Source organism: Streptomyces sp. NPDC000404, assembly GCF_040300365.1.
Classification (GTDB): Bacteria; Actinomycetota; Actinomycetes; order Streptomycetales; family Streptomycetaceae; genus Streptomyces; species Streptomyces ramulosus.
Map to the genome: position 1 here is coordinate 308,552 of NZ_JBEPDN010000010.1, position 22,965 is coordinate 331,516.

Below are 22,965 nucleotides of genomic sequence, written 5' to 3' on the forward strand. Positions count from 1 at the left end.
GCGGGCGGGCGGGGGACGGCGGCGGTCCACGGCCATCCTGCGGCCTCGGCCGGAGCCCGCCCAGGTCCCCGTTCTGGGGATCTCCGCCCCGGCGGCGGAACCGTGGACCGGGCCGGGGCGCCCCCTGCGGAGCGCCCCGGCCCGCCGGCTACTGCGCCGACTCGCAGTTCTCGACGACCAGGTTCGCCGGGCGGGGCGTGCCCGTCATCGAGGTGACCAGATCGGTGCCGGTGCGGTGCCACAGCGCACTGTCGCCCAGGCGCGCGAAGCCGTACTCCGCGAGCGTCCCGGGGGTCAGCACCGCCCCGTTGGTCTCGACGAGCACCAGATCGGCGCCGGGTTCGACGCCGCCGTCGGCGGCGAGCGCCGCGACCCGCCGCACCAGCGCCCGGACGACGTCCGGGGCGTCCGAGTCGTCCCAGAACACCGCCCCGCTCAGATGCAGGACACGCGGCGGCCGCCCGTCGCCCCGGCCGCCCGTCGCGAGCAGGGGAGCGACCGGGTGCTCCGCGGTCAGCGCCTCGGTGTCCAGGGAGCCGATCCGGTAGCGGAGCCGGCCGAGCGCCGCGCCGGCCCCTTCCGGCGCGCCGGCGGGGACCCACCGGGTGACCAGCAGCCGCCCGTGGACCAGCTCCTGGTCGACGACGAGCGGCACCAGGGGAGCGGGGACGGCCGGGGCCGTGTCCTGGGCGGCGCCGGGGGTGTGCGCCGGTGCGGCGCCCAGGTTGGCGAGCGGCAGCGGCGCCGGAGCCCGGAGGTCCGGCGTCCGCTCGGCGGCGGACTTCTGGCCTTGCGACCGGCCTTGCGACTGGTCCTGAACGGCTGGAGCCGGTCGGCCTTGCGCCGCCGGGGCCGGCCGGGTCCGTGGCGCCGGTGCGGGCAGGGTCCGCGGAGGCACCGCCGGCGCCTGCGGCGCGGTCGCCTGTGCCGCCCGCGGTGTGATCGTCCGTGGCTGCGCCGCCTGGACGTTCTGCGGCAGGAGCTGGGTGAACTCCTCCACCGGCGGCGCCACGAACCGCTCCGGCCCCGGCACGGTGACCGTGCCCTGGAGCGAGGTGCTCCCGCCGCCGCTGCTCGATGCGGAGCCACCGGCGAGGAACGCGGTGCGCCGTTCGCCGGTGAGCCGGTCCTGTGGTTGCGGGGGGAGGGCGGCGAGGTCTTCCGCGCGCTGTGCCCGCCGGACGGCTTCCGCGACCGCGTGTCCCGCCGCCGGTCCGCCCAGGAACAGTGCCCGCAGCACGCGTGTGACCGCGTGGTCCCGGCCCGCCCGGCTGCGTTCGGCCGCCGCGTCGGTGCCGATGACCGGGGGCCACCGCAGGATCTGGGAGACGAGCCCGGTCCACCGCCGCGCGCCGGCTGCCATCAGCTCCTGCGGAGTGGTGCGGTACGCCTCCGCGACCTCGGTCAACGCCTGCGGAAGGGTGCCCAACTCCCGTGCCAGCCGGACGAGTCCGGCCGCCGCCCGACCGGTCAGGCCCGGGCTCAGCAGCCCGTACGGCACCTCGCCCAGCCGCTCGGTGAGCGCCACCAGGTCCGGCAGCGCCTCCGCCGGCAGCGCCAGCGCGCCGGCGAGATTCCGCACGGGCTGCCCGGCGGCCACCGGGAGGGAGACGTCCGGCGTGTCCGGTTCCTCGGCGTCGGCGTCCGCCGCGTCGACCGCGGGTACCCGCACGGACACGTGGACGTACCCGTCCGGACCGGTCTCGCCCCACGTCACGGTGTACGCCGCCGTGGCCGGGTCCGCGGCCGGCTCGTCGTGGACGTATGCCGCCTCGAACTCCTCGTGCGTCAGGCGCTCGCCGTACGCGAGGACGGTGGTGTCGTCGACCGCCCGGACACGCCACAACAGAACGCCGGGGACGGCCGGGATCTGCTGGGCCCGGACCAGGTCCAGAAGCAGGGGGTCCTGCCGGTCCGCCGCGTTCCGCGGCGGGACGAAACGGCCGGACGGCGTGGGGACGGCGGTGCGTCGCACGTCGCCGAGGCCCAGCAGGGTGGCCTCCGGCGAGTACCGCAGGGCCAGCAGGTCCGACACCCGGAAGACGAGGGTGAGGCATGCGCCGCCGTAGCGGAGCGCGCCGCGCTCGTTGGCGCCTTGCAGCACCACCTTGACGTAGGCGTCCGCGAAGTCATGGGTGTGCCACAAGGTGGTCTGCGCCGCGCCGTCGACGCGGCTCATCGCCCAGCCGGAACCGCTGACCGATTGGCCGGCGGAGTGGCCGAGCGACAGCGCGCCGCTCGCCGTGGCGACCGGCGCCTGCCCGTCCTCGCCCGGCGCGACGCCCTGGCCCCAGCCGGCCGAGAGGCTCTGCCCCAGGCCGGTGCCGGACGACATGCCGTTGTTCTGGGAGCCGTAGTCGCTGCGCTCGGACGTCCCCGGACGCCAGCCGAGGGAGGCGCCCCGCGCGGCGGGCAGCACGGCGAGGGAGAGCACCCCGGTGGTGTCGGTGAACGGGCCGCCCGGTCCGCGCAGCGCCGGGCCGACGGGGGCCGGGGTGGCGGTGAGGCCGTGGAGCTGCACATGGCGGGTGAGGACGTGCGGGTCGAACCAGCGGTGCAGGCCGTCCCGCGAGAGTTGCCCGGCGCGGACCAGATCGCCCGGCTCCGCGCCGTAGCTCCGCAGCGCCGCCGTCACCTGGTCGAACAACTGCCGTACCGCGTCCGGGTTGACGACCACGCTCACGGACCTGCGGGACAGCTCGGATGCGGTGATCGCGAAGCGGGCGGCGCGCGCGAGGTCGGTGTCCGGATGCGGGGTGACCAGCCGGTTGGCGACGGGCTGCGGCCGCCGTGCGGCGGGCGGTTGGTCCGGCAGCTGCTCCAGCGGGAAGGTGATCTCCTCACGCAGCCGCACCCGTCCGGTGGCCACGGGGCCCGGGCTCATCGCCTGGAAGGCGTGGGTGGCCCGGCGGGCCAGGTCGAGGCTGAGGGTGGTGACGCCCCGGGACGGCACCACCGACCGGTGGAGGCCGATCTCCAGCACGCCGTCCAGCCGGAAGGTGGCCAGGGTGCCGGAGACGGTGTAGCCGTCGTGGCGGCGGGTCAGCACGCTCGTGCTCAGGCTCTGCGAGGTGCTCGTCGTATGGCTCAGCGATGCCGAGCCGCCCGGGAACGCCGGGGTGAGCGAGTGGCCCGTGGCCGTGCCGCGGCTCCTGCCGAGTTCCTGGCGGGTGTTCCACTGGGTGTAGCGGCTGACGGTGCCGGGCGCCAGCCGGTGGGTGAAGTGCGCGCCTCGTCCCTCGGGGTCGCGGTGGAGGCGGAACACCAGCTGGAGGTGGGTGGTGTGGCCCGCCCCGGGCACGGTGGTGTGCAGCACCGTGCCGGCGCCCGCCATGGCGTCGGCCATCGCGTGCAGGGTGCGCGGGGTGAGAATCGTGTCCAGGGTGCCGGGCAGCGCCGTGCCCGGGGTCTGCGGCGTCCACTGGGAGTCCAGGGCGGCCGTGGCGTGGGCGGCCAGGAGCGCCCCGACCTCCGTCATGACCGTCTCGGTGAGGGTGACGGGGCTCTCCAGGTCGTGCCCGTGCTCCTGAGCCGCCGCCAACGCGTCCTCGTCGGCGGACGGCAGGAAGCGTTCGCTGACCGACGCCGGGGGCAGCGCGGTGACCGGCAGGGTGTCCGGGACCGTCCACTCCTCCGCGGGGCCGGCGGCCGGCCACTGCGGGGTGAGGAAGGTGATGCCCTGCGCGACCTCGACCTGATCCTGCTCGACGGCCGGGGACCAGTCGCCGAACCGGTTGACGTTCTTCGTCTGCACCGTCAGATGCCACACCACCCGCCCGGTGCGGGGGCGGTGCGGCAGCGCGGTGCGCGCCACGAAGCCGCCCGGACTGACGTTGGTGATCTCCGCGAGGCTGCGGCCCTTGCTCGGGGAGAGGGACAGCCCGTACCCCAGCCCGCCCGTCATCTCCCCCGAACCGCCGGAGAAGGTGGCGGAGTGGGAGTGGCTCAGGTGGTTGGTGGTGGTGCTGTGTACGTCGGAGAAGCCCGTGGAGTACTCCGCGAGGTCCATCGTCGACAGCGTGACCGGCTCGCCGGAGTCCACCACATCGGTGATCTCCGCGCGGAAGAGCAGCCGGACCCGGCGGTTGGTGAGGATGCCGTCCAGGACCACCTGGGTGACCGCCGAACCCGCGCCGGTGTGCAGCGCCGCCACCAACTGGTCGTGGGTGAGGGCGGTTTCCAGATGCGCCCGTGCCTGGTGGGGCGGGACGCCGTGCGCCGTCAGCAGTTCCAGGGCGCGCCCGCGCACCGCGGCGGTACCGGACACGCCGAGCACCCGGTCGTGCTGGGTGAGGGTCAACGGTCCGGGCCCGGGCGCGGTGACCGGCGCGGCCGGAGCCGGTTCGGTCGCCGGGATCAGCCAGCGCGCCTCGCCCTCGATCGTTCGCGCGGGGGCCGTCCGCCCGGCCGGTGACCCCGGGCCGGGCCGCACCGCGCGAAGGAGGCGGTGCGCCGCCCCCGTCAGGCCGGGCGCCGGAACCTTCCGCACCGTCACGGACGTGACCAGCCGCACCCGGTACGTCAACTGGTGCGCGGGGCCCGCGTAGTTGAGGCCGGACAGCAGATACCCGTAGGACGTCAGGCCCTGTTTGGCGGTGTGGCTGCGGGAGAACAGCTTCATCTCGCTCCCGTGGCCGGCGTGCGGGCCCCAGCCGCTCGTCACGCCCACGCCCAGCGCCAGCTGGGAGCCGTTCGACCGGGAGTTGGCGAAGTCCCGCATGGCGCTGGGCCACAGGTCGAAACCGGCCTGCGCCAGAGGGACGGCGGAGAGCGGTGCGACGGCCTCCCCGGGCGCGGCGGGCACCCGCTCGGCACGCACCCGGAAGTGGACCGCCTCGCTCCCTCCATCGGCCAGCGGCCGCAGGAACGTCCGGCGCAGCCCCTGCTCCTCGGGGGCGGCGGACGCGTCCCGGTCGCCGAACAGCTCGGTGAAGCGGGCGCCCAGCGACTGGGTGTGGAAGTGGGTGTCGAGAAACGTCTCCAGGGCGACCAGCTCCGCCGCCGTCCACTCCGGCGCGCCGGTGGACCGCCGCTCGTGCAGGAACTGCTCGCGCAGCTGCTCGCGGACGTCCGTGTGGTGCCCGTGCCGCGTCAGTGCGGACAGCCCGACCGGGCCGTACAGACCCGAACTGCCCGTCGGCTGCGTCAGCTCGTGCGGGATCACCGGCGCCGGGGCGTCGGCCTGCGGCGGGTAGGTGAGCGGCAGCGGGGCGTGGGGCAGGCGGCCCAGGCTCTCGTCCGCCACGATGCGGCCCAGCGCGTCCTGGAAGGCGCCGGCCAGCTCCTCGGGCACCCGCACGACGACCGCGACGGTCTCCCGGAACTCGCGGCCGAGGCGGTCGCCGAGCGGCCGCACTCCGGCCGTCAGCCGGACGGTCAGTAGGAACGGCACGCTCCGCCCGTTGAAGCGGACGCTGTGCCAGCGCCCGCCGCCGGTGTCGCCCGCGGAGCTGAACGACGTGGACGTACCGGCGTCGAGCGTCACCGGGAACTGGAGGGCGGGCAGGGCGGTGCCCGGGCCGGTGGTCCCGCCGGCGGTGACGGAGAAGCCGCCGCCGGTGGTGGCGGAGGCGCCCTGGAGTTCCAGCCAGCGCAGGTTGAGCACGGTCGGCAGGGTGCTCGCGTCGCCGATCCGCTCGACGCCGGTCACCTGCCCCGCCAGCCCGCCCTGCAACGTCCGGCCACCGCCGAGCGGCACCGGCGGCAGCGTCATCCCGCCGTTCAGGACGCGGGCGAGGTCGTTCAGCACGCTCAGTTCGCCGAGCCGGTGGTGCAGATACTCGTGGAGCGGGCTGCCGGGCCGGGCGTCGGTGGGGTAGGCGTCGATCACCTGGTCGCGCAGGCGCCCCAGACCGCCGATGTGCTGGCCGACGGAGAAGAACCGCAGGACCTCCTGCGTGAAGCGGCGGCGCAGCGCGTCGGGCGCGGCGTCGGGCAGCGTGGCGTGCCATGGCGTGCCGGTGCGGTTCGTGGCCGGATCCGTCAGCTCGGTGGGGAAGGCGACGAGGAGCGCGCCCTCCCGCGAGCGCGTCCGGCCCCGCACGGGCACCCCCGGGCCCGCCGTGGTGACCTCCAGCCGGACACCGCCGAAGGTGAAGTGCGTCAGCTCGCCGCTGTAGCCCAGCGACGGGTTGGTGTACGCGTTGGTGCTCCGGCTCTGGTCGTACGAGCGGGACGACGACAGGCCGGCGCCCGCCTTGGGGGTGACCGGCACGCCGCCCGGCGCCGGCGGCACCTTGACGGCGGCGCTCAGACCGGCGGACGCGCCGGCGTTCTCCGCACTGCCCGTCGAACGGTTGGTGGTCGCCTCCTGCGGGCCGATCAGCTTCTCGCCGTAGGGCAGGTAGGGCGAGGCGGCGGGGGTGGCGCGGTGGCGGTGGATGCCGGTCAGCCGGACGCGGACGGTGTGTCCGGCGCGCCGGGAGCCGCCGGGCACGGTGAGCGTCAGCCCGCCGTCGACCAGCCGCCGGGAGAGGTTGTTGGCCCCCAACCTGTCCAGATGCGCGCCGAGTTGGGCGCGTACCGAGGACGCCAGGCGGCCGTGGAGCGCCGCGCCGATCTCGTCCGCGGCCGGCAGCAGCGAGGCGACCAGGTCACCGAGGACGCCGGAGGGCGGGCCGCCGGGCAGGACGGTGCCGTCGAAGCGGGTGTCGCCGAAGGCGACGACGGAGCCGAACAGGCCGAGCGGGAACTGCGCCGACCGCCCGGCGGCCGCCGTGACCCCGAAGCCGACCGGCGGTACGGGCGCCTCCGGGAAGGTCACGTGCAGCTCTTCGTAGGGCCGGCTCTCCTGGGCCGCCGGGAAGGCGAGCGACTGCTGCGCCTGGACCGGGGCGGGCCGGGTGAGCGTGTAGACCTCCTCGACGCTCTCCTCGACGAGACCGGTCCCGTCGTCGGACGCGTCGCCGTGCTCCGCGGCCGTCTCCCCGGCCGCCCCCGCCACCGGACCTCCGGGCAGCTCATAGGTCAGGTGGACGACGTCGCGGACCAGCTCGGCATCGGGGTCGTCGTACGCGTCGGCGCTCTCCTCGGCCATGGCCGCGGCGGGGAGGAGATCCAAGGTGCCGGACGCAGGGGCCGCGGCGGCGAGGGCGCGGAGCGCGTCGAGGTCGGCCACCAGCTCGGGGAAGAGGCCGGCGTCCTCGCCGAGCGGCGCGGGCGGTGCCGTCAGCAGCCTGCCGTCGGCGCCCACGTCGATGGAGTCGACGGTGACCGGTCCGGCGGGGAGCAGCGCGGCGGGATCGGCATGCCAGCGGGAGCCGCCCGCTTCGGTCCACAGCACCCGGCCGTCGACGTTGACCGCGCGCATCGGGGGACGCGCGGCGGCGAAGCGCACCAGCGACGTCGCGCCCGGCCCGGCCGTCCGGAGCCGCTCGGCGATCTCCGAGGCCGCGGTCGCGGGCCCGGCGCCGCGTGCCACGGCGGCCAGGTGGTACCGCCGGGTGTGCCACCGGTCGAGGAGATCCGGCGGCTGCGCCGGACCGGCCGCCGGCGCTCCCGGCACCTGGACCGGGGCGGCCGGTGACTGGGCCTGCGGCACGCCGACGTCGATGAAGCCCGCGGCCCGGTGGCGCTCGCCGGCCTGGCGGAGGCGTTCGGGGGTGAGGGGCTGCCACCGCGTCTTGGCGTCCTGCGCGGCGGCGACGAGCAGCCGGCGGCTGCCGGCGTCGACCGTGGTGTGCGGGAAGACCTGCCGGACGAGGCCGTCGAGCACCGTCGGCGTCAGGTGGCGCGGTGCGTGCCCGGCCTCGGCGAGGTCGGTCAGCCGGCGCAGGGCGATGAGCCGGGAGAGGGACCGGCCGGGGCCGAACCGCGCCACGGGGAAGAGCGCGTCGTGGAGCGCCACCAGGTCACCGGCGCGCAGGAACTCCGGCAGCGTCAGCGGCTGCTGCGGCCGGAGCTGTACGAGGTCGACCAGGGTGCGGCGCGGCCGCAACCGGTAGGCCAGCTCCGCCTGCTGCTTCGGGGCGAGCAGGGGACGCTCGGCGGCCGGGGCCGTCCCGGCGGCGCCGGTGTGGCCGGCGTCGGCGAGCCACCGGAGCGGGAGCCACCGGTCGCGAAGAGCGGGGTCGAGCGGGCGGTGCTGCGCGCCCGGTGGCAGGTCGTGGCCTTCGGCGTACCGCCGGGCGACGTTGACGAGGTACTCCGGGCCGGTCATCGCGGAGCCGGAGTCGATGAGGTGCTGGTACCGGGTCAGCTTGCCGGAGTGGACCATCGCCCACGCCGCCAGGTCCTCGCCGGGGGCGAGCGGTGGCACGTCGATGACGGGCAGATGGGTCAGCAGCGCCGTCAGGAAGGCGGTGCCGGGCGGCGTGACGATGAGGCCGTTGCCGTGGTCGCCGCGGGCGTAGCGGTAGCGCGCCACGCTCTCCAGCTGCTCCGCACGGCTCGTACCGATGGCGAATCCATCGGCGAGCAGCGCGTTACGGATCTTGGTGAACGAGGTCTCGTCGCGGAGCAGCGGCCCCAGCAGCGGCAGGTCGGGGAGGCCGGTGCCGAGCCGCAGCTCCTCGGTGGGCAGCGTGAACGCGCCCGGGGCGACATCGACGTCCAGGTACATGCCGCCCTGGTGCCACAGCACGCCGTAGCGGACGACGTCGGCGGCGACGGCGTAGGCGCCGCGGGAGAGGGCGAAGGCGACGAGATCGCGGGCCGGGGCGCGGACCTCGGCCGGCAACCGGTCGAAGAGGGTCGCGTCGTCGATGCCGCGGACGGCGATGCCGGCCAGATCGCCGGTGAGCAGCCCGTCGTGGGCGGTGCGGGCGCCGTCGTCGAGCCAGAGGTTCAGCTGCCAGCCGGACGCGGCGGCGTGCTCCGCCCAGACGCGCAGATTGTCCAAGGTGCCGGCGGGCATCCGGCCGCCCAGCCACACGAAGTGCAGCCGCTGCGGGACGACGGCCGTCGCACTGTGGCTGCCGCCGACCGTCAGGCCCTTCGGCAGCGGCTGGAGCGTGTGGCTGCGCAGCTGGTCCCAGTCGTCCCGCCGGGCGTACGTGTCGAGCCGGTCTTGGAGGGCGGCCCGGTCGAGCGGCACGGCGGGCCGGCGCACCGCCTCATCCTCGCTCCGCGCCGCCTCCTCGATGAGGCCTTGCCCCAGCGCCTGGTCGGGCCGGGGCACCGGCCGCGGTACGTCGATGACGGCGGGCGGCACCAGGGCCTTGGCCGCCGCGTTCCGCGGGGTGAACGTCCGCCACTCGCCGCGGTTGCCCTGGGCGTCGTGGTAGAGCAGGAAGCTGAATTCCTTGACGTGCGGGGTGGCGGCCACCTTGGTGGTCGGCGCCGCGACGTTCATGCCGGTGGCGTCCGCGATCTGCTGCGCGACCGAGTCGCCCGCCTCGTCGGTGGCCGCCGCCTCGCAGGCGGCCAGCACGATCCACGCCTTGTTCCCCGCGCGTGCCTTCAGCGCGGCGACGCTGTCCCGCCGCCGCAGCATCCGGCCGAAGGACGTGCCCGACACCCGGACGGGCCTGCCGTTCACCGGAACGGTCAGCCAGCCCTTCTCGCCGTGCAGCAGTGCCAGATACAGCGGGTCGCCCGCCTTCCAGGGCACCGTGTCGAGGTCGCTCGCGCGCACCCGGTACCGGACGACCTGCCCGCCGTTCCCGTCCGGGACGCCGGTCTGCTGCTCCGGGGCGAAGTGCGCGAAGTGCAGATTGGTGAGGTCGAGATCGGTGTGGGTCAGGAGCCGCTCGGGCACGTCGCCGGCGACGAGGTAGGACCGGCCGGTCGGCAGCAGCGAACCGGGCGCGACGATGACGAGGTTGCTGATGTCGGCGGCGTCGAAGGCCACTCCCTCCGATGTCGTCAGCGTCAGCTCGGCGCCCCCGATGTGCGCCGGGTCGACCTCCAGCGTCGGCGGCTCGGCCGCGCGCCGGAACCACTCCCGGACGTCCGGGTGCAGCCGCTCCCGGGGCGGGTCGATCTCCCGCGGGTCGTGGTAGGCCGCGTACGCCTCGGCGAACCACTCGGCGGCCGAGGAGAACTGGTAGTTGGACACCGCGTGGGCACGCGCCGCGGCCAGATAGCTGATCCAGCCGCCGGTCTGGTTGTCGACCTGGAAGATCCGCCCGTCGTGCGCCAGCAGCGCGGCGCCGCCGTTGTCCCGCGTCCACGGCTGCGCCATCGCGGCCCGCAGAAGGCCGGTCATCGTCGTCAGCCTTCCGCGCAGTTCCGGGTCGCTTCCGGCGAGCTGCCGGGGGATCAGCGCGATCCGCTCCGGATCCGGGCCGTCGGACCCCACCGGCTTGATACGGGACGACACCTCGCCGACGAGGCGCTCGAACGCGCCGGCGCCCGAGACCGCCTCGACCTGCTCCGCGGTGATCTCCGCCAGGGCGAGGAACGCCCTGGCGACCTCGTCGAGCTCGTAGTCGGTGGCGTAGGACTGCCAGCCGCCGAACATGTCCTCCGTCGCGTGCTCCTGCGCCCACCGTGTCCGCGCGTCGACGGAATGGCCCACCTCGTGCCGCAGCGTCCACGTGACGAGGTTGCCGCGCGCCAGGACATCGGAGACACCGGCCATCACATGACGCGGCGCACCGCGGAGCCCGAGGATCTCCGCGGTGGTCAGCCCCGGGTAGTCGGACATCGCCACCAGGTCCATCACCCACCGCAGCGTGGCGTTGCCGCGGCCCAGCGAGGTGTACATCCAGGACGGCATCTGGAACGGGCGGGCGATACGGAGCGTCCGGTCGCCGTAGTCGTAGGTGCTGGCGGCCGTCCCCGAGGAGTCGTCGATGATGGCCTTGAGCTGCGGGTTCTCCTCCACGTCGCGCCGCGGCAGACCGGTGAGGACCTGCTCGATCCTGTCCAGCATCGAGTGGCTGAAGTGATGCCCCTCGCCGTCCGTCCCGGGACCGATGACCGTGCGGAACCGGCGGGTCAGCGCCGCCTCCCGCTCCGCCGCGCCGGTGTTCCGCAACCAGCCGCCGATCGTCCCGGCCGGTTCCTCCGCGACGGCGCGGGAGAACACGGGGCCCTGGGGGAGGGGGGCGGGCAGGTCCCAGACCGTGTCCGCCAGGACCTCGTCGGTGCTGAGGCCGAGGAACTGGGCGAGGTCCTGCTCGGTGACGACGACGGCCGGTGCGGCATCGGGATGCTGCGCCGGAAGCATCCTGCGCAGCCGCAGCGCCAGAACGCTGCCCGGATCGAGCAGTTGGTCCCGCCGCAGTGCGTCGTAGGTGTCCGCGGCCCACTGCTGCGCCGCGGCGGTGTCGCCGCCCCAGTCGCGCTCCACGCCGTCCCTGGCGGCCCGCAGCCGGGTGCGGTGGATGTGCCGGTCCGTATGGGTGTCGAGCGCGGTCGTGCCGAAGCCCCGGTGGTAGGCGTCCGCGTTCCGCAACGAGTCCACCTGCGGATGCCGGAGCGCGGCGTACGAGTATGCCGCCGCCTCGCTGATGACCACGACGGACCGGCCCGCCGCGGGATAGAGCACATTGCGGACCGAGTGCCAAAGGCCGGGCCGTTGCTGCTGATCCGCGGCCATCTGGTCGCGCACCTGCCGGAGCGAGCCGATGAACCGCTGGCTCCCGCTCTGCGGATCGATGCCGATCTCCGCCAGCCACCGGGTGACGGGCAGCGGCCCGAGCTCTAGGGCGGGGTCCAGCACGATGAGCTGGTCCGTGCCGTCCGCCGCGCGGACGCGAACAGCCGCGGCGATGTGGTACCTCCAGCGCACCGCCGTGGTGCCCAGCTCCTGGGCGGCGTGCTCGGTGTTCCGGGTCTCCAGCCCCAGGAGCGGACCGGTGCGGGCGGCGATGACCTTGTAGACGCGCGCGTTCCACTGCTGGAGGCGCATCGCGATCATGTGCGCCCGCAGGTAGCACCCGTCCTCCGGGTGCCGGTTCGGCAACGGCCGCCGGCCCAGCTGCGGATGCTGGTACTCCAGGTCCGTCAACTGCCGGTACCACGCCTGCGCTTCCGCCTCGGACGCGGGCTCCTGACGGGTGACCTCACCGAGCACGTGCCTGACCTGCGCTTCCGGGATCTGCGCGGCGTGGTTCCGGAAGGCGGTTCGAAGACTGTCCTGCCACAGCTCCTGGAACGCGTCGTCGACGGACCAGATCGTGCGCAGATCCCGGTCCAGATGCCGGACCATGTCCAGCGCCTGGTGGGCGAGCCCGGCCTGCAGGAACAGGCCGAGCCGCAGCGCGAACGCCTGGACCTGCGGCAGCCGCTCCAGCGGCACCCCTTCGGCGACATACCGCAGATCGATGCCCCAGGGGTCGTCCTGCGCCGCCGGGCCGTAGAAGTGCTGAAGGACCTGGACGGCGTCCGCCGGGCCGAGCGCGTTGCGCACCAGGGCCCCGGCGACGGTGCGGGGGAGGGTGGCGGCGGTCAGAGCGTGGAACTCGCGGTCGAACGCGTCGAGGACGAAGCCGTCGGCGGGCCGGGCGTACCCGGCCAGCCATGCGTGCAGCGCGGCCGCGTCGACGACCGGCGCCTGCAGCCGGCTCACGAGCGTGGTGAGGAACACCGGGTCCGGCTGGGCAACGAGCGCCTGCGCCGGGGCCGGCGCAACCGCCTGGAGCCCCTGGCCGGGCGTCAAGGCCGGCTGCTGCGGGGCGGCGGAGACGCCGTCGAAGAGCTGGGCGTAGGTGAGGGGGGCGGCGGTGAAGGGCTGATGGGGCGGTTGGACCTGTGAGGCGCCGGCGACTCCGTCGAAGAGGTCGGCGTAGGTGAGAGGCGCGGCGGTGAAGGGCTGGTGGGGCGGTTGGACCTGTGGGACGCCGGCGACTCCGTCGAAGAGGTCGGCGTAGCTGGGCGTGGTGGCCTGCGGGGCCACGGCGCCGGCCGTGAGCGTCTCCTCCACCGCGGTGAGCTGGGCGAACGCCGCCCGCTCCGCCTGGTCCCGGCGCATCCACGCGTCCCGCAGGACCGCCGAGGCCGCATCGAGCCGGGCGCGTGCCGCGGTGAGGGCCTCGTCCAGGTCGTCCAGGGCGGTCCGGTCCACGGGCTGCTTCGCGCTGCGTGCCCGCCGGTCGGCGCCGATGAGCGCGTCGTACTCCCGCAGCCGCGCCTGGAGCTCCGACTGCGCCTGCGCGTACTCCTCGGCCGTGCCGAGCGAGGCGGCGACATGGTCCTCGGCGCTCTCCAGCGCGCGTTCCACCGCGACGGGCGACGGCGCGGCCGCCGTCGCCGGGCGCGGCGCCGCGCCCGTGAGGGCCGATGCCGCGGCGGGCGCGAGCGGCGCCGGGAGCGGGATCAGCCACTCGCCCAGGACCGGCGCGGCCGGGGTGCGCGCCTGCTCGGGGGCCAGTCCGGCGCGCAACGCCGCGGCCTCCAGCCGCTGCCGCGCCGCCGTCCACGCCTCCTCGGCCGCGGTCCGGGCCAGGTCGGCCCGCTGCGCCTCCTGTCCGGCCTTCCGCAGCCGCGCGGCCTGCCGCCGCTCGGCGGTCCGCGCCTGCTCCAGGCGCCGCTTCGCGCTCTCCGGTTCCGCGGCGGCCGTCTGCTGCCGGGTGTCCGTGTCCGGCGCCCGGTCCGTCGTGTCGCTCGCCGCGTTCCGCCCGGCCCGCAGCAGTTCGGCGTAGGCATACGCCTCGTGCCACAGCACGGCCCGCGCCTGCCGGTGCGCCCGGTCGGCCGCCGCGAGGCCGTCGAGCGCCTCCCGACGTGCCGCGGACGCCCGGCGCAGCTCCGCCGCGGCGCCCTCGGCGTCACCCCGGGCCGCCCGCAGCGCGACGGCCGCCTCGTCGGTCAGCGCCGCGTGCCACTTTTCCCGCGCCGCGGTGAAGCGGCGCTCCACCTGCGTCAACAGCTCCTCGGACGTGGCGTGTTCCGGCGCTTCCGGGTGCTGCGCCCGGGCCCGCCGCACCGCGTCCGTGGCCGCCGCCAGCTCCTCCTGGGCGGCCTGGGAGCGGGTCAGTGGCCGCGCCAGGCCGGACACGGAGGGCACCGGGTGCGGGACGGTCATGTCCTGCGTCGTGTCCTGCGCCGTGTCCTGCGCGGCAGCGAACTCCTCCTGGAACGCTCCGTCCCCGAGCGCGAAGCCGTCCACGGCGGTGGAGCCGGACTGTGCGGCGGACGCCGGTTCGGCGTCGTCGTGGTGCCAGGACGACGCGAGGTCGTGCGGGGCCCACACCCGGCGGTAGGCGGTCATCAGCGCGTCGGTGAAGCGCGCCTTGAGGCGGGCACGGGTGGTCTCGTCGAGCGGGTGGGGGCCGGCGAGGGTGTCGAACGCGGCGCCCGCGGCGCTCAGCGCGGCCGGGACCTCCGCCTCGAAGCGGAGGTGGGCGTCGAGGGTCTCCACCAGCCGCGCGCACCGCAGCTGCCAGTCCACGAGGCCGCCGGACACCTCCGCGACCTGGGAGTACGCCCCGGCGAACGCCGCGTCGAAGCCGGCCGCCGCGCGCTCGCGGAAACCGGCCGCGGCCCGTTCGGCCGCCTCGTCCGTCAGCGTCCGCCCGGGGTGCGCGGCCCGCCACTCCGCGAGCGCCTCCGCGAACTCCTGCTGCGCCCCGGCGAGCGCCGCGGCCTTGGCGGCGACCGCCACCAGCCGCGACCGCAGCACGTCCCCGCCGGCCAGCCCGGCGTACGTGGCCTCCCAGCCGGCAAGGGTCCGCTTCGCCGCATCGCCCGTGAGGGCCCGCTCGAACGCCGCGTCGACCGCGGTGGCGGTGGCGTGCTGCACCGTCGCCACGGCGGCGGCGAGCGCCCGCTCGGGCGTCAGCGCGGGGAAGTGGCGCAGGAACGCCCGCGCGGCCTCCGACTCCCCGCCCAGCTCCGCCGCGGCGGCCGTGACGTCCGTGAGCGTCCGCGCGAGAACGGCCTCGCGGGCGGCCTGCCGGGCCAGTTGCACCGGCAGCTCCGCCGTCGTCGCCGCGTACGCCTGCCGCCACCGCGCCAGCGCCTCGGGGTCCTCCCCGCGCGCCGCCGCGACGGTGTCCGGCCGCAGATTCCGGGAGAACGCCGTGTCCAGCGCGGCGAGGTGCCGCTCGCGCAGGGCGTCGAGCCCGGCCTCGGACAGCGTGGTGCCCCGCACCCCGAACGACGCGAGCAGCGCCCGCTGCTCCTCGGTCGGCCGGTCGCCGAAGGCCGCCACGGCCGCGTCGAACTCCGCACCGGCACGCCGGAGTTCCGAAACCCGCAGGGCCCGCAGGTCCAGGGCGTCGGGGAGTTCGGCGAGCAGGCCGCGCAACTGCTGTATCCCGGCTGTCCTGTTGGCGGACAGACGGGTGCCCCGGGCGTCCGCGGGGGCGGCGAACGTCATCCGGACGTGGACGTCGAGCCGCTTCTCGAAAAGCTCCCACTCCGCCGCCGCGACCCGTGCGATCAGCTCCTCGTCGAGGACGAAGGCGGGGGACGCGGCGCCGGGTGCGGACAGCGTCCGGCTCCAGGTCCGCACGGCGTCGTCGAAGGCGGCCCGCCCCAGTGCGCGGGCCCTGGAGCGCATGCGCTCCAGGGTCATCCGGTCCTCGGCGGACTCCCGCAGCTCCTCCGGCGTCGCGCCGTCCTCGCGGATGCGGGACATCTCGTCGGTCAGCTGCTCCGCCTGCTGCGGCGACAGCGGACGGCCGCCGTCGCGCGCCCACTCCTCGACGCTCTCGCGCAGCTGCCGCCGGTGCGCGGCCTCCGCGCTCTCCCGGGCGAGCAGCTCGTCGTACGCCGTGCGGAGCGCCTGCTCGGCCTCGTGCATGACCGGCGTCCGCCAGTCATCGGACTCCCCGTGCGCGGGGACGGGCGTGGCCGGGGCGGGCGCCCCGTCGAGCAGCTCCGGGTGCTCGCGCAGCTCGGCGCCGCGCCGCACCACCGCCATCCGCTCCGCGTACGTCCTCTGCACCTCGGCCAGGGCGCCCGGATCGCGCTCCAGCGCCTCGATCGCCTGCGCACGGACGAGGTGCTGCTCGGCCCGGAACCAGCCCTCGGTCGCCGCGCTCCACTCGGAGTACGGCGCGAACTCGTAGGAGCGGCTGTACGCGGTGAACCGGTCCACGAGGGCGGCCATCGGGGCGGCGAGGGCGCTCAGCCGCTGCGCGGCGGCGCGGACCGTGCGGTTCCACTCCTGCGGCGTCTGCCGGACCTGACCGTCCGTGGCCGGTGCGGTGTGCGCCGCCACGTACGCGTCCGTCAGCCGGGTGAGCTGGGCGCGGTACCACTGCGAGGCCCGCTCGTCCCAGTGGTGCCGGCCGCGGGTGAGGTCGTTCTCCGTGATCAGGCCGCCGGCCGGGCCGCGGTCGGGGGCGAGCGGGCCCTGCCGGAGCATCGCCCGGACCTCCGAGCGCAGGTCCTGCTCCTTCAGCCAGGCGGCACGGGCTCGCTCGTACGCGGGGCCCACCGCGCGCCCGGCGGCCTCGGCGGCCGCGGTCTCGGTCAGCCCGCTCCGGACGCCGCGGGCGAAGCGGCTGCTGAACTCCTCGTCGAGGCGCCCGGCCTGCCGCGTGGACTCGAACCTGCGGTCCCAGTGGTCGGGGCGGAGATGGGAGTCGTAGTACTTCCAGGACCGCCGGTGCAGCTCCTCCCCGTACTCCCAGGGCCGGAGCAGCTCGTCCGCACGGCCCGGCGACGGGTGTTCCGGTACGAACAGCTGCGGCTGGAGCCGGTCGGAGCCCTGCGACCCGGCCGTGTGGGGCTCCGGCGACCCGTGGGCCTGCTCGCGGGTGTGGCCGGGGCCCTGCGCGGGCTGCTCCTGGACGGCCTGCTCCTGGATCTCGCCGGCGTTCTGCTCCTGGGTGCGCCGGCCGGAGTTCCGTTCCAGCGGCTCGGCCTCGGCGACCTGCTGCTGCGCCCCGGGGCCGTCCTGCGCGTGCTCCGGCGTACGCGGCTGCTCCGGGGCCGTGCGCTCCCCGGTCAGGTCGCGGCCCGAGCCGTGCGGGGCGTCCTTGTCGACGGGGACGTTCGCGGTGTCGCGGGTGCCCGCGGGCGCGCTCTGCTTCGGCTGCGGTTCCGTCAGGTCCGGTGCGGGGCGCGGCTGCTGCCGCTGCGCCCGGGCCTGGTCCAGGCCCTTTTGGAAGTCGTCGGCGCCGTTCTTCTCGGCGTCCAGCCACGTCTTCAGATCGTCGGCGCCGGGGTGGCGGAAGTGGTCGTCCAGGGCGACCCGGTCACGCCGGAAGGCGGCGGCCACCCCGTCGTCGCCGGACCACTTGCCGTGCGCCGGGACGTGGTGGATCAGCCCGTCGCCGAACGTCGCCTCGAAGACCTCGCCCGCCTCCCGGGTGGCCGACTGCCGGGCCTCGTCGATCTGCGCCTCGGCGTCGAAGCGGTCCAGGGCGGCGCGGGCGTCCTGGCGCCACTGCCGTACGCGCGGGTCCAACTCCCCGCCCGCCAGCGGCGAGCGGCCGGTGCGCACCTCGCCCAGATGGGTGTCGGCGAGCCGCTCCAGCTCCGCGGCGAGCTTGTCGTGGACCCGCTCGACGGTCACCGGATCGAGGAGCAGATCCTTGCCGTCGGCCTGTGTGCGCAGGTCACGGAGGTGGGCGTTCAGCTCCTCGTGGTAGCGCAGCCGCCCGGCGAGCCCCCGCTCGCCCGTCAGCGCCGCCACGCTGTTGCGGCCGTGGCCCGCCGCGCGCCCGGCGGCGTGCGGATCGGCCTCGGCACCGGCGTGGTAGGCGCCGAACGCGTCGTCCACCGCGGCCTTGAGGTCCTTCTCCAGGCTCCGGCCGGCCGCCTCGGCGACCGCATCGTCCACATCGTGCCGGAACGCCACCTCGTCCAGCTGCTTCCGCAGCCCGGGCAGCTGCCGCTCGATGCGCAGCTGCTCCTCCAGCTTCCGGGCGGCACCGTTCAGCACGAGGTCGGACGCCTCGCGCGCCTCCACGCCCGCCGCGTGCAGCTCCCGCATGTCGCGGTAGGTGTCGAGCAGTTGCTCACGGGTGGTGCGCCGCCATTCGTCGCGGGTGACGTTCCGCCCGGCGAGGTCCGTGTCGCCCCCGATGTCGTACCGCTTCATCAGGTCGTCTACCTGCCGCTCCGCCTGCCGGGCGAAGTCGAGCCGCTCGCGGACGCCGCCGACCGCGCCGCCGTCCGCCCCCGCCTTCCGGGCCGCCGCCAGGTCCTGGGCGTAGCGGGCCTTGACGGTGCGGACGAGGTCGTCGGGGAGCGGGTCCCGGCGGAACTCCGGGGTCGCCAGCAGGTCGTCGACGGCCTTGTCGGCGGTCGGGTACCAGTCGCCGTCGCGGTAGCGCCGGTCGAAGCGGGTGGGCAGCTCGTCGATGAGCTGCCGGTGATGCCGCGACAGGGACTCGTGCAGCGCGTCGCCGTCGACGTTCTTCGCCAGGCCCGGTTCGGGCAGCTCGATGAGCCGGTCGAACTCGCGCCGGAGATCGGCGCCGACGTCGTCCACCACCGCCTTGATGTCATCGGCGCCCGGCACCCACGCGGTGTCACGGCCGATCAGGTCCCGGAAGTGGTGGGCCCCGGAGTCCTTGGCCGCGGCCGCGGCGCGCCGGGCGGCGGCCGCGGCGTCGCCCGCGCCACCCGCCGCGTCCAGGGCCCGCGCGGCGGCCCGCTCCGCCGCCCCGGCCGCCTCGCGGGCCTCGGCGGCGGCGTCCCGGGCCGCGGCCGGCGCATCGGCCGACGGCGCCGCGCCGCCCTTCCCGTCCGGGAGCGCTTCGGCGGCCTTCCGGGCCGCCTTCGTGGCGTCCGCGGCGCGCGCTGCCGCCTCCCGCGCCGCCCCCGCCGCGTCCTCGGCGGCACGGGCCGCGCCCCGCGCCTCCTGGACCTTGGCGACATCGCCGTGCGGCGCCTCGCCGACCTCGTGACCTGCGGGGACGGTGTCCCGGCCGGGCGCGGCGGCCCGCTCCTCGGCGGTCAGCGACTTCGGGCCCGGCGCGCCGCCCCGGCCGCCCTTCCCCGCGATCCGCTCCAGCGCCCCGGCGGCCTCCTGCGCCGCGGTGGCCGCCTTCCGGGCCGCCCCGGCCGCGTTCCGGGCGGCCTCGGCGGCCCGCTCCGCGGTGTGCGCCGCGCCCTCGAACCGCAGATGCGGCGGCTGCCACTCCCGGGCCGCGCGCCGCACGTCCTCGGCCAGCCGCGACAGGTGCCGCTCCTGCGTCCCGGCCATGTCGACGACGGTCTCGTAGTGGTCCAGCAGCCGGCCTCGGGCCTGCTGGTGCTCGGCCGCCCGCGCGGCGTCGTAGGGGACCTCGGGGGCCCGCTCGGGGGCGTGCCAGGGGATGCCGTCCAGCCGCCCGTCCGACCAGACCCTGCCGTGCCCGGACATCCAGTCCTGATGGAACTGTGACCACATGCGGTCCGCGGTGGGCGCGTGCAACCCCGGGCGCCCGGCGGTCAGTTCGTCCCAGGCGGCCTTCGCGCCGGCGGTGGCCTCCGGCAGCCGCTCGGCGCCCGCCCGCAGCTCCGGCGCCGCCTTGCCGATGTCGGTGAGGGACGCATCGAGCCGGTTCAGCGCATCGTCGACGTGGGTGGGGGAGTAGTCGGTGCCCAGGCCCTTGCGGACGTCGGCGAGGGCGTGGTGGCGCAGCTCGTTCTGCCAGGTGCGCACCTGCGTGCCGGGGGCGTCGAGGTCACCGGCGGGGCGCTGGTGGGCGTGCCACCGCTCCTGGACGCCGCGCTCGAAGCGGAACCGCTCGTCCAGGCTCCGGTTGAGCTTCGACAGCCCGTCCTGGGTGAACCTCTCGATGTCCCGGGCGCCGGTCTCCAGTGGCTTGCCGCGCAGGTCGTCCAGGAGCGCCTCGGCGTCGCGCTTCAGCGAGGCGTGGACGCTGTCGGTCAGCTCCGTGCGGCCGGGGCCGTGCGGTCCGTCCGGCAGGCCCTTGTCCAGCTGGCGGGTGGGCAGATCGTCGATGAAGCGCCGGAGGTCCTGGCCGGCCTGGATCTCCGCGTCCAGGCGCTTGAGCAGCTCCTCCTCGCGCACCGGCCACTTCTTGACCGCCAGATCGTGGGCGAGCTGCTGCTCCTTGGCGGTGAGCCGGGCCAACGGGCGCAGGCGCTGCTTGGCGGCGAGCAGCTTGGCCGCCTCCTTGTCCACCAGATCGCCGAACGCCTCCCGGGTGCCGCGGGAGTAGCGGTCGTGCAGCGCGGTGCGCTCCTCCGCGCTCAGCCCGGCGCCGAACTCCTGCCAGGCGTCGAGATGCTTGCCGGCCGTGGCGTGGAACTCCAGCTCGCGGCCCAGCCGTTCGGGCAGCCCCTTGCGCAGCTGGCCCGCCAGCTGGTCGAACCGCTGGCCCTTGTTGCTCACCTGCCAGTGCGGCTTCGCCTTCAGCTCGCCGTACGTGGCCTCGGCGACGTGCCCCAGGCCCTCCTCGTACTCCTTGGCGGACCGGTCGACGAGGTCCGGCTCATGGCCCTCGGCCCGCCACTGCTTGCGGGCCTCGGCGACCTTCGTCTCGATCCGTGCGTCCAACTTCACCTGGAGCTTGTGCAGTTGGGCGCGGCCCCGGACGGTGTCGCCGAGCCTGTCCAGCTCCTTGTTCCACTGCTGCTCGGCCTTGGCCAGCGCCTCGGGCCGGACGTCGCGCCCCTCCCGGAACGGCCCGAAGAGCTCGTCGAACTTCGCGCGGGCGTCCCCCACCAACTCGTCGAAGACCTTCTGCCGTTCGACGTCGTCCAGCGACCGGAGCGCCTTGGACGAGCCGGTGGTGTCCGTGAACTTCTCCTGGAGCTTCCGTCCGCCCTCGTGGAAGTGCTCGTCGGAGGCGAGCTTCTGGACCCGTTCGGCGGTGGACAGCCGCTCGGCGGTGTTCTTCTTCAGCGCGTCGCTCTCGGCGGCCCACGCCTTCTCCTTGGCGGCGTCCGCCTCCTTCGCGGCGGCGGCGCCGGACTGCTCCGTCCGGCCGGCCGCGCCCGCGCCGGAACCGCTGCCCGCGTGCGGCGCACCGGCGCCTTCCCCGGTACCGGGCCCGGGGTGGACGGCGTCGTCCGCGGTGTGCGACAGCTGGGTGCGGTCGCCGGAGTGGACGCCCTCGGCCGCCGCGTCGTGGGCCCGGTCGCCCTTGCCGCCGGCGGACGCCGAGGTGTTCTCCGGGCGCTCCGCCGGCGCCTTGGTCTGCGTCTGCCCGCCCTCGGCGCGGGCGTTGTTCCTGGTCGCGGCGTTCCCGTCGCTCCTGGCGGCGGCGTGGCCCTCGTTCTTGGCGGCGGCGTTGCCCTCGCTCCTGGCCGGCAGGTCCTTGGACAGTTCCTTCGACGAGCCGGTGGCCGTGCGGTCGCCGGCCGCCTTGTTCTCGAACGACGCCCTGTCCCCGGAGTGCGACACCGAAGCGGACTTCTCGGCCGGGGCCTTGCCCTCGGGGGCCGCGGCGTGGGGCTCGGGCCGCGCCGTCTGCTGCGGCCTGCCGTTCTCCCCGACGGGCTTGGCGTCCTTAGTGACAGGCGCGGTGACGTCCTGCGCCTTCTGGTTGCCGGGGGTGCCGGTGAGGTCCTGGGCCTTGGCGTTGCCGGGATTGCCCGTGAGGTCCTGGTTCTTCGCGGTGCCGGGGGCGCCGGTGGTGTCGGTCCCCTTGGCGCCGTGGGGCATGAGGTCGCCGGTCCGGGCGTCGTGGGGCGTCTGGCGCGGGGCGTTGGCGTTCGGGACGTCGGCGGCGGGGGTGCGGCCGGGCGGCACGGGATCCAGGTGCGCCCTGCCCGGGACCTTCTCCAGGCCCTCCTGCCCGACGTGGTGCACGCCCTTGCCCGGCGCGCCGGGGTTGTGCGCACCGCGCTCGTTCACCTGCGTCACGGGCGGCATCTCGGCGTGCTCGTCCGCCGTCCGCGACGACGTCGGCGCGTCCTTCTGCGGCGTCGTCCCCGGTCCGTGCTGCTCGGGGCGGTCGGCGGGGGCGCCGCCGGGCCGTTCCTCGGGGAGCGGCGTTCCCTTGGCGGGCGGGGCGTTCCGGCCCGTCGGGACGTGCGCGGACGCCGGGTCGGTCCGCGACGGGTTCGGGCCGTGCGTGGCGTCCGGGCCGGCGTTCGGCTGGTGGGGCACCTCGCCCGGGGACCGGGCGCCGTTCGGCGGCACGACCTCATTGCGGGGCGGGACGCTCCCGCCGCTCTCGCGCGGCGGGCCCACCGGCGGGTGGGGCTCGGCGTTCAGGGGGATCTCGGTGCGGGGCAGCCCGCCGCCGGGGCGGACCGTGTCCGCCTTCGGGGGCAGGAGGTTGTTCCGGTTCGGGAGGGTGCCGCCCGGCACGTCCGGCATCTTGTTGACGACCTTGCCGTCGAGATGACCGAGTCCCGCCTTCGGCGAGAACGAGTTCGACGGGCCGAACTTCGGCGGTGCCAGCTTCGGACCGCGCGTCAGATCGCCCACGCCCCGCCGCAGCGCGCCCAGCCCCTTCAGACCGGGGGCGAGGAGGCTGCCCGCGCCCGCGAGCCCGAGGTTGAGGGCCTCGTGCTTCCACCACTCCTTGCTGCCGAAGTCCGGCATGTCGGTGTGGGTGACCGCGGCGGCGAGGGCCTGCGCGCCGATGTCGGCGCCGAGCTGCACCACCACGTTCAAGATCACGTCGATCGCGATGGCGCCGGCGTAGGCGGCGGCGACGGCGATGCCCTCCATGACCACGCCCATGGCCTCCAGCACCGAGGTGAGCGCCGCCAGGATCGTGCCCAGCGGCAGCAGCACCGCCAGGGCCACGACGGCGAGCAGCGGGAGCAGCGTGACGAGCATCAGCTTGATCGCCTGCATCCGCGCCGCGTGCAACTCCTTGGCCTGCACCTCCTTGATGAAGTCCCCGTACGCGTTGATGGCGTTGCCGACGTCCCAGGCGTGCTGGACCGCGGGCTTGAACTTGCCCTCCCGCAGCAGGCCCCAGGCCCAGGTGACCGCGATCTCATGGGCGTCGCCGCTCCACTGGACGCCCTGGACCGAGGAGTCCATCGCGGCCATCTTCTCCCAGAGCATGTCGCCGAAATCGATCCACGCGTTGCCGAGGGCGTAGATGTTGTCGGTAACGGTCGTATCGGGCTCGTACATGGCGACATCACCTGGGTGGGGAAGAACGGAAAAGGAAAGGAGGAGAGCCGGGCCGCGGCAATGCGCGAGCTGGGAATATCAGCGGGACGTCAGCGAGACGCAAGAAAAGCGCAAGAAAAACGCAA

The 22,965-nt window shown here is 75.6% G+C and carries 1 protein-coding gene; it reads right to left on the reverse strand.

All coding sequences use genetic code 11. The features are described from left to right. Positions 1 to 148 precede the first annotated feature (148 nt). Positions 149 to 22,840, reverse strand: coding sequence for a protein-glutamine glutaminase family protein (locus ABT345_RS21345; RefSeq protein ID WP_351323053.1), 22,692 nt, complete (start codon positions 22,838 to 22,840; stop codon positions 149 to 151). Between the last annotated feature and the right edge of the window lie 125 nt (positions 22,841 to 22,965).

Bases quoted from the DNA above. Each gene is read 5' to 3' on its own strand.
- ABT345_RS21345 (WP_351323053.1), bottom strand. From the start codon at position 22,840: ATGTACGAGCCCGATACGACCGTTACCGACAACATCTACGCCCTCGGC.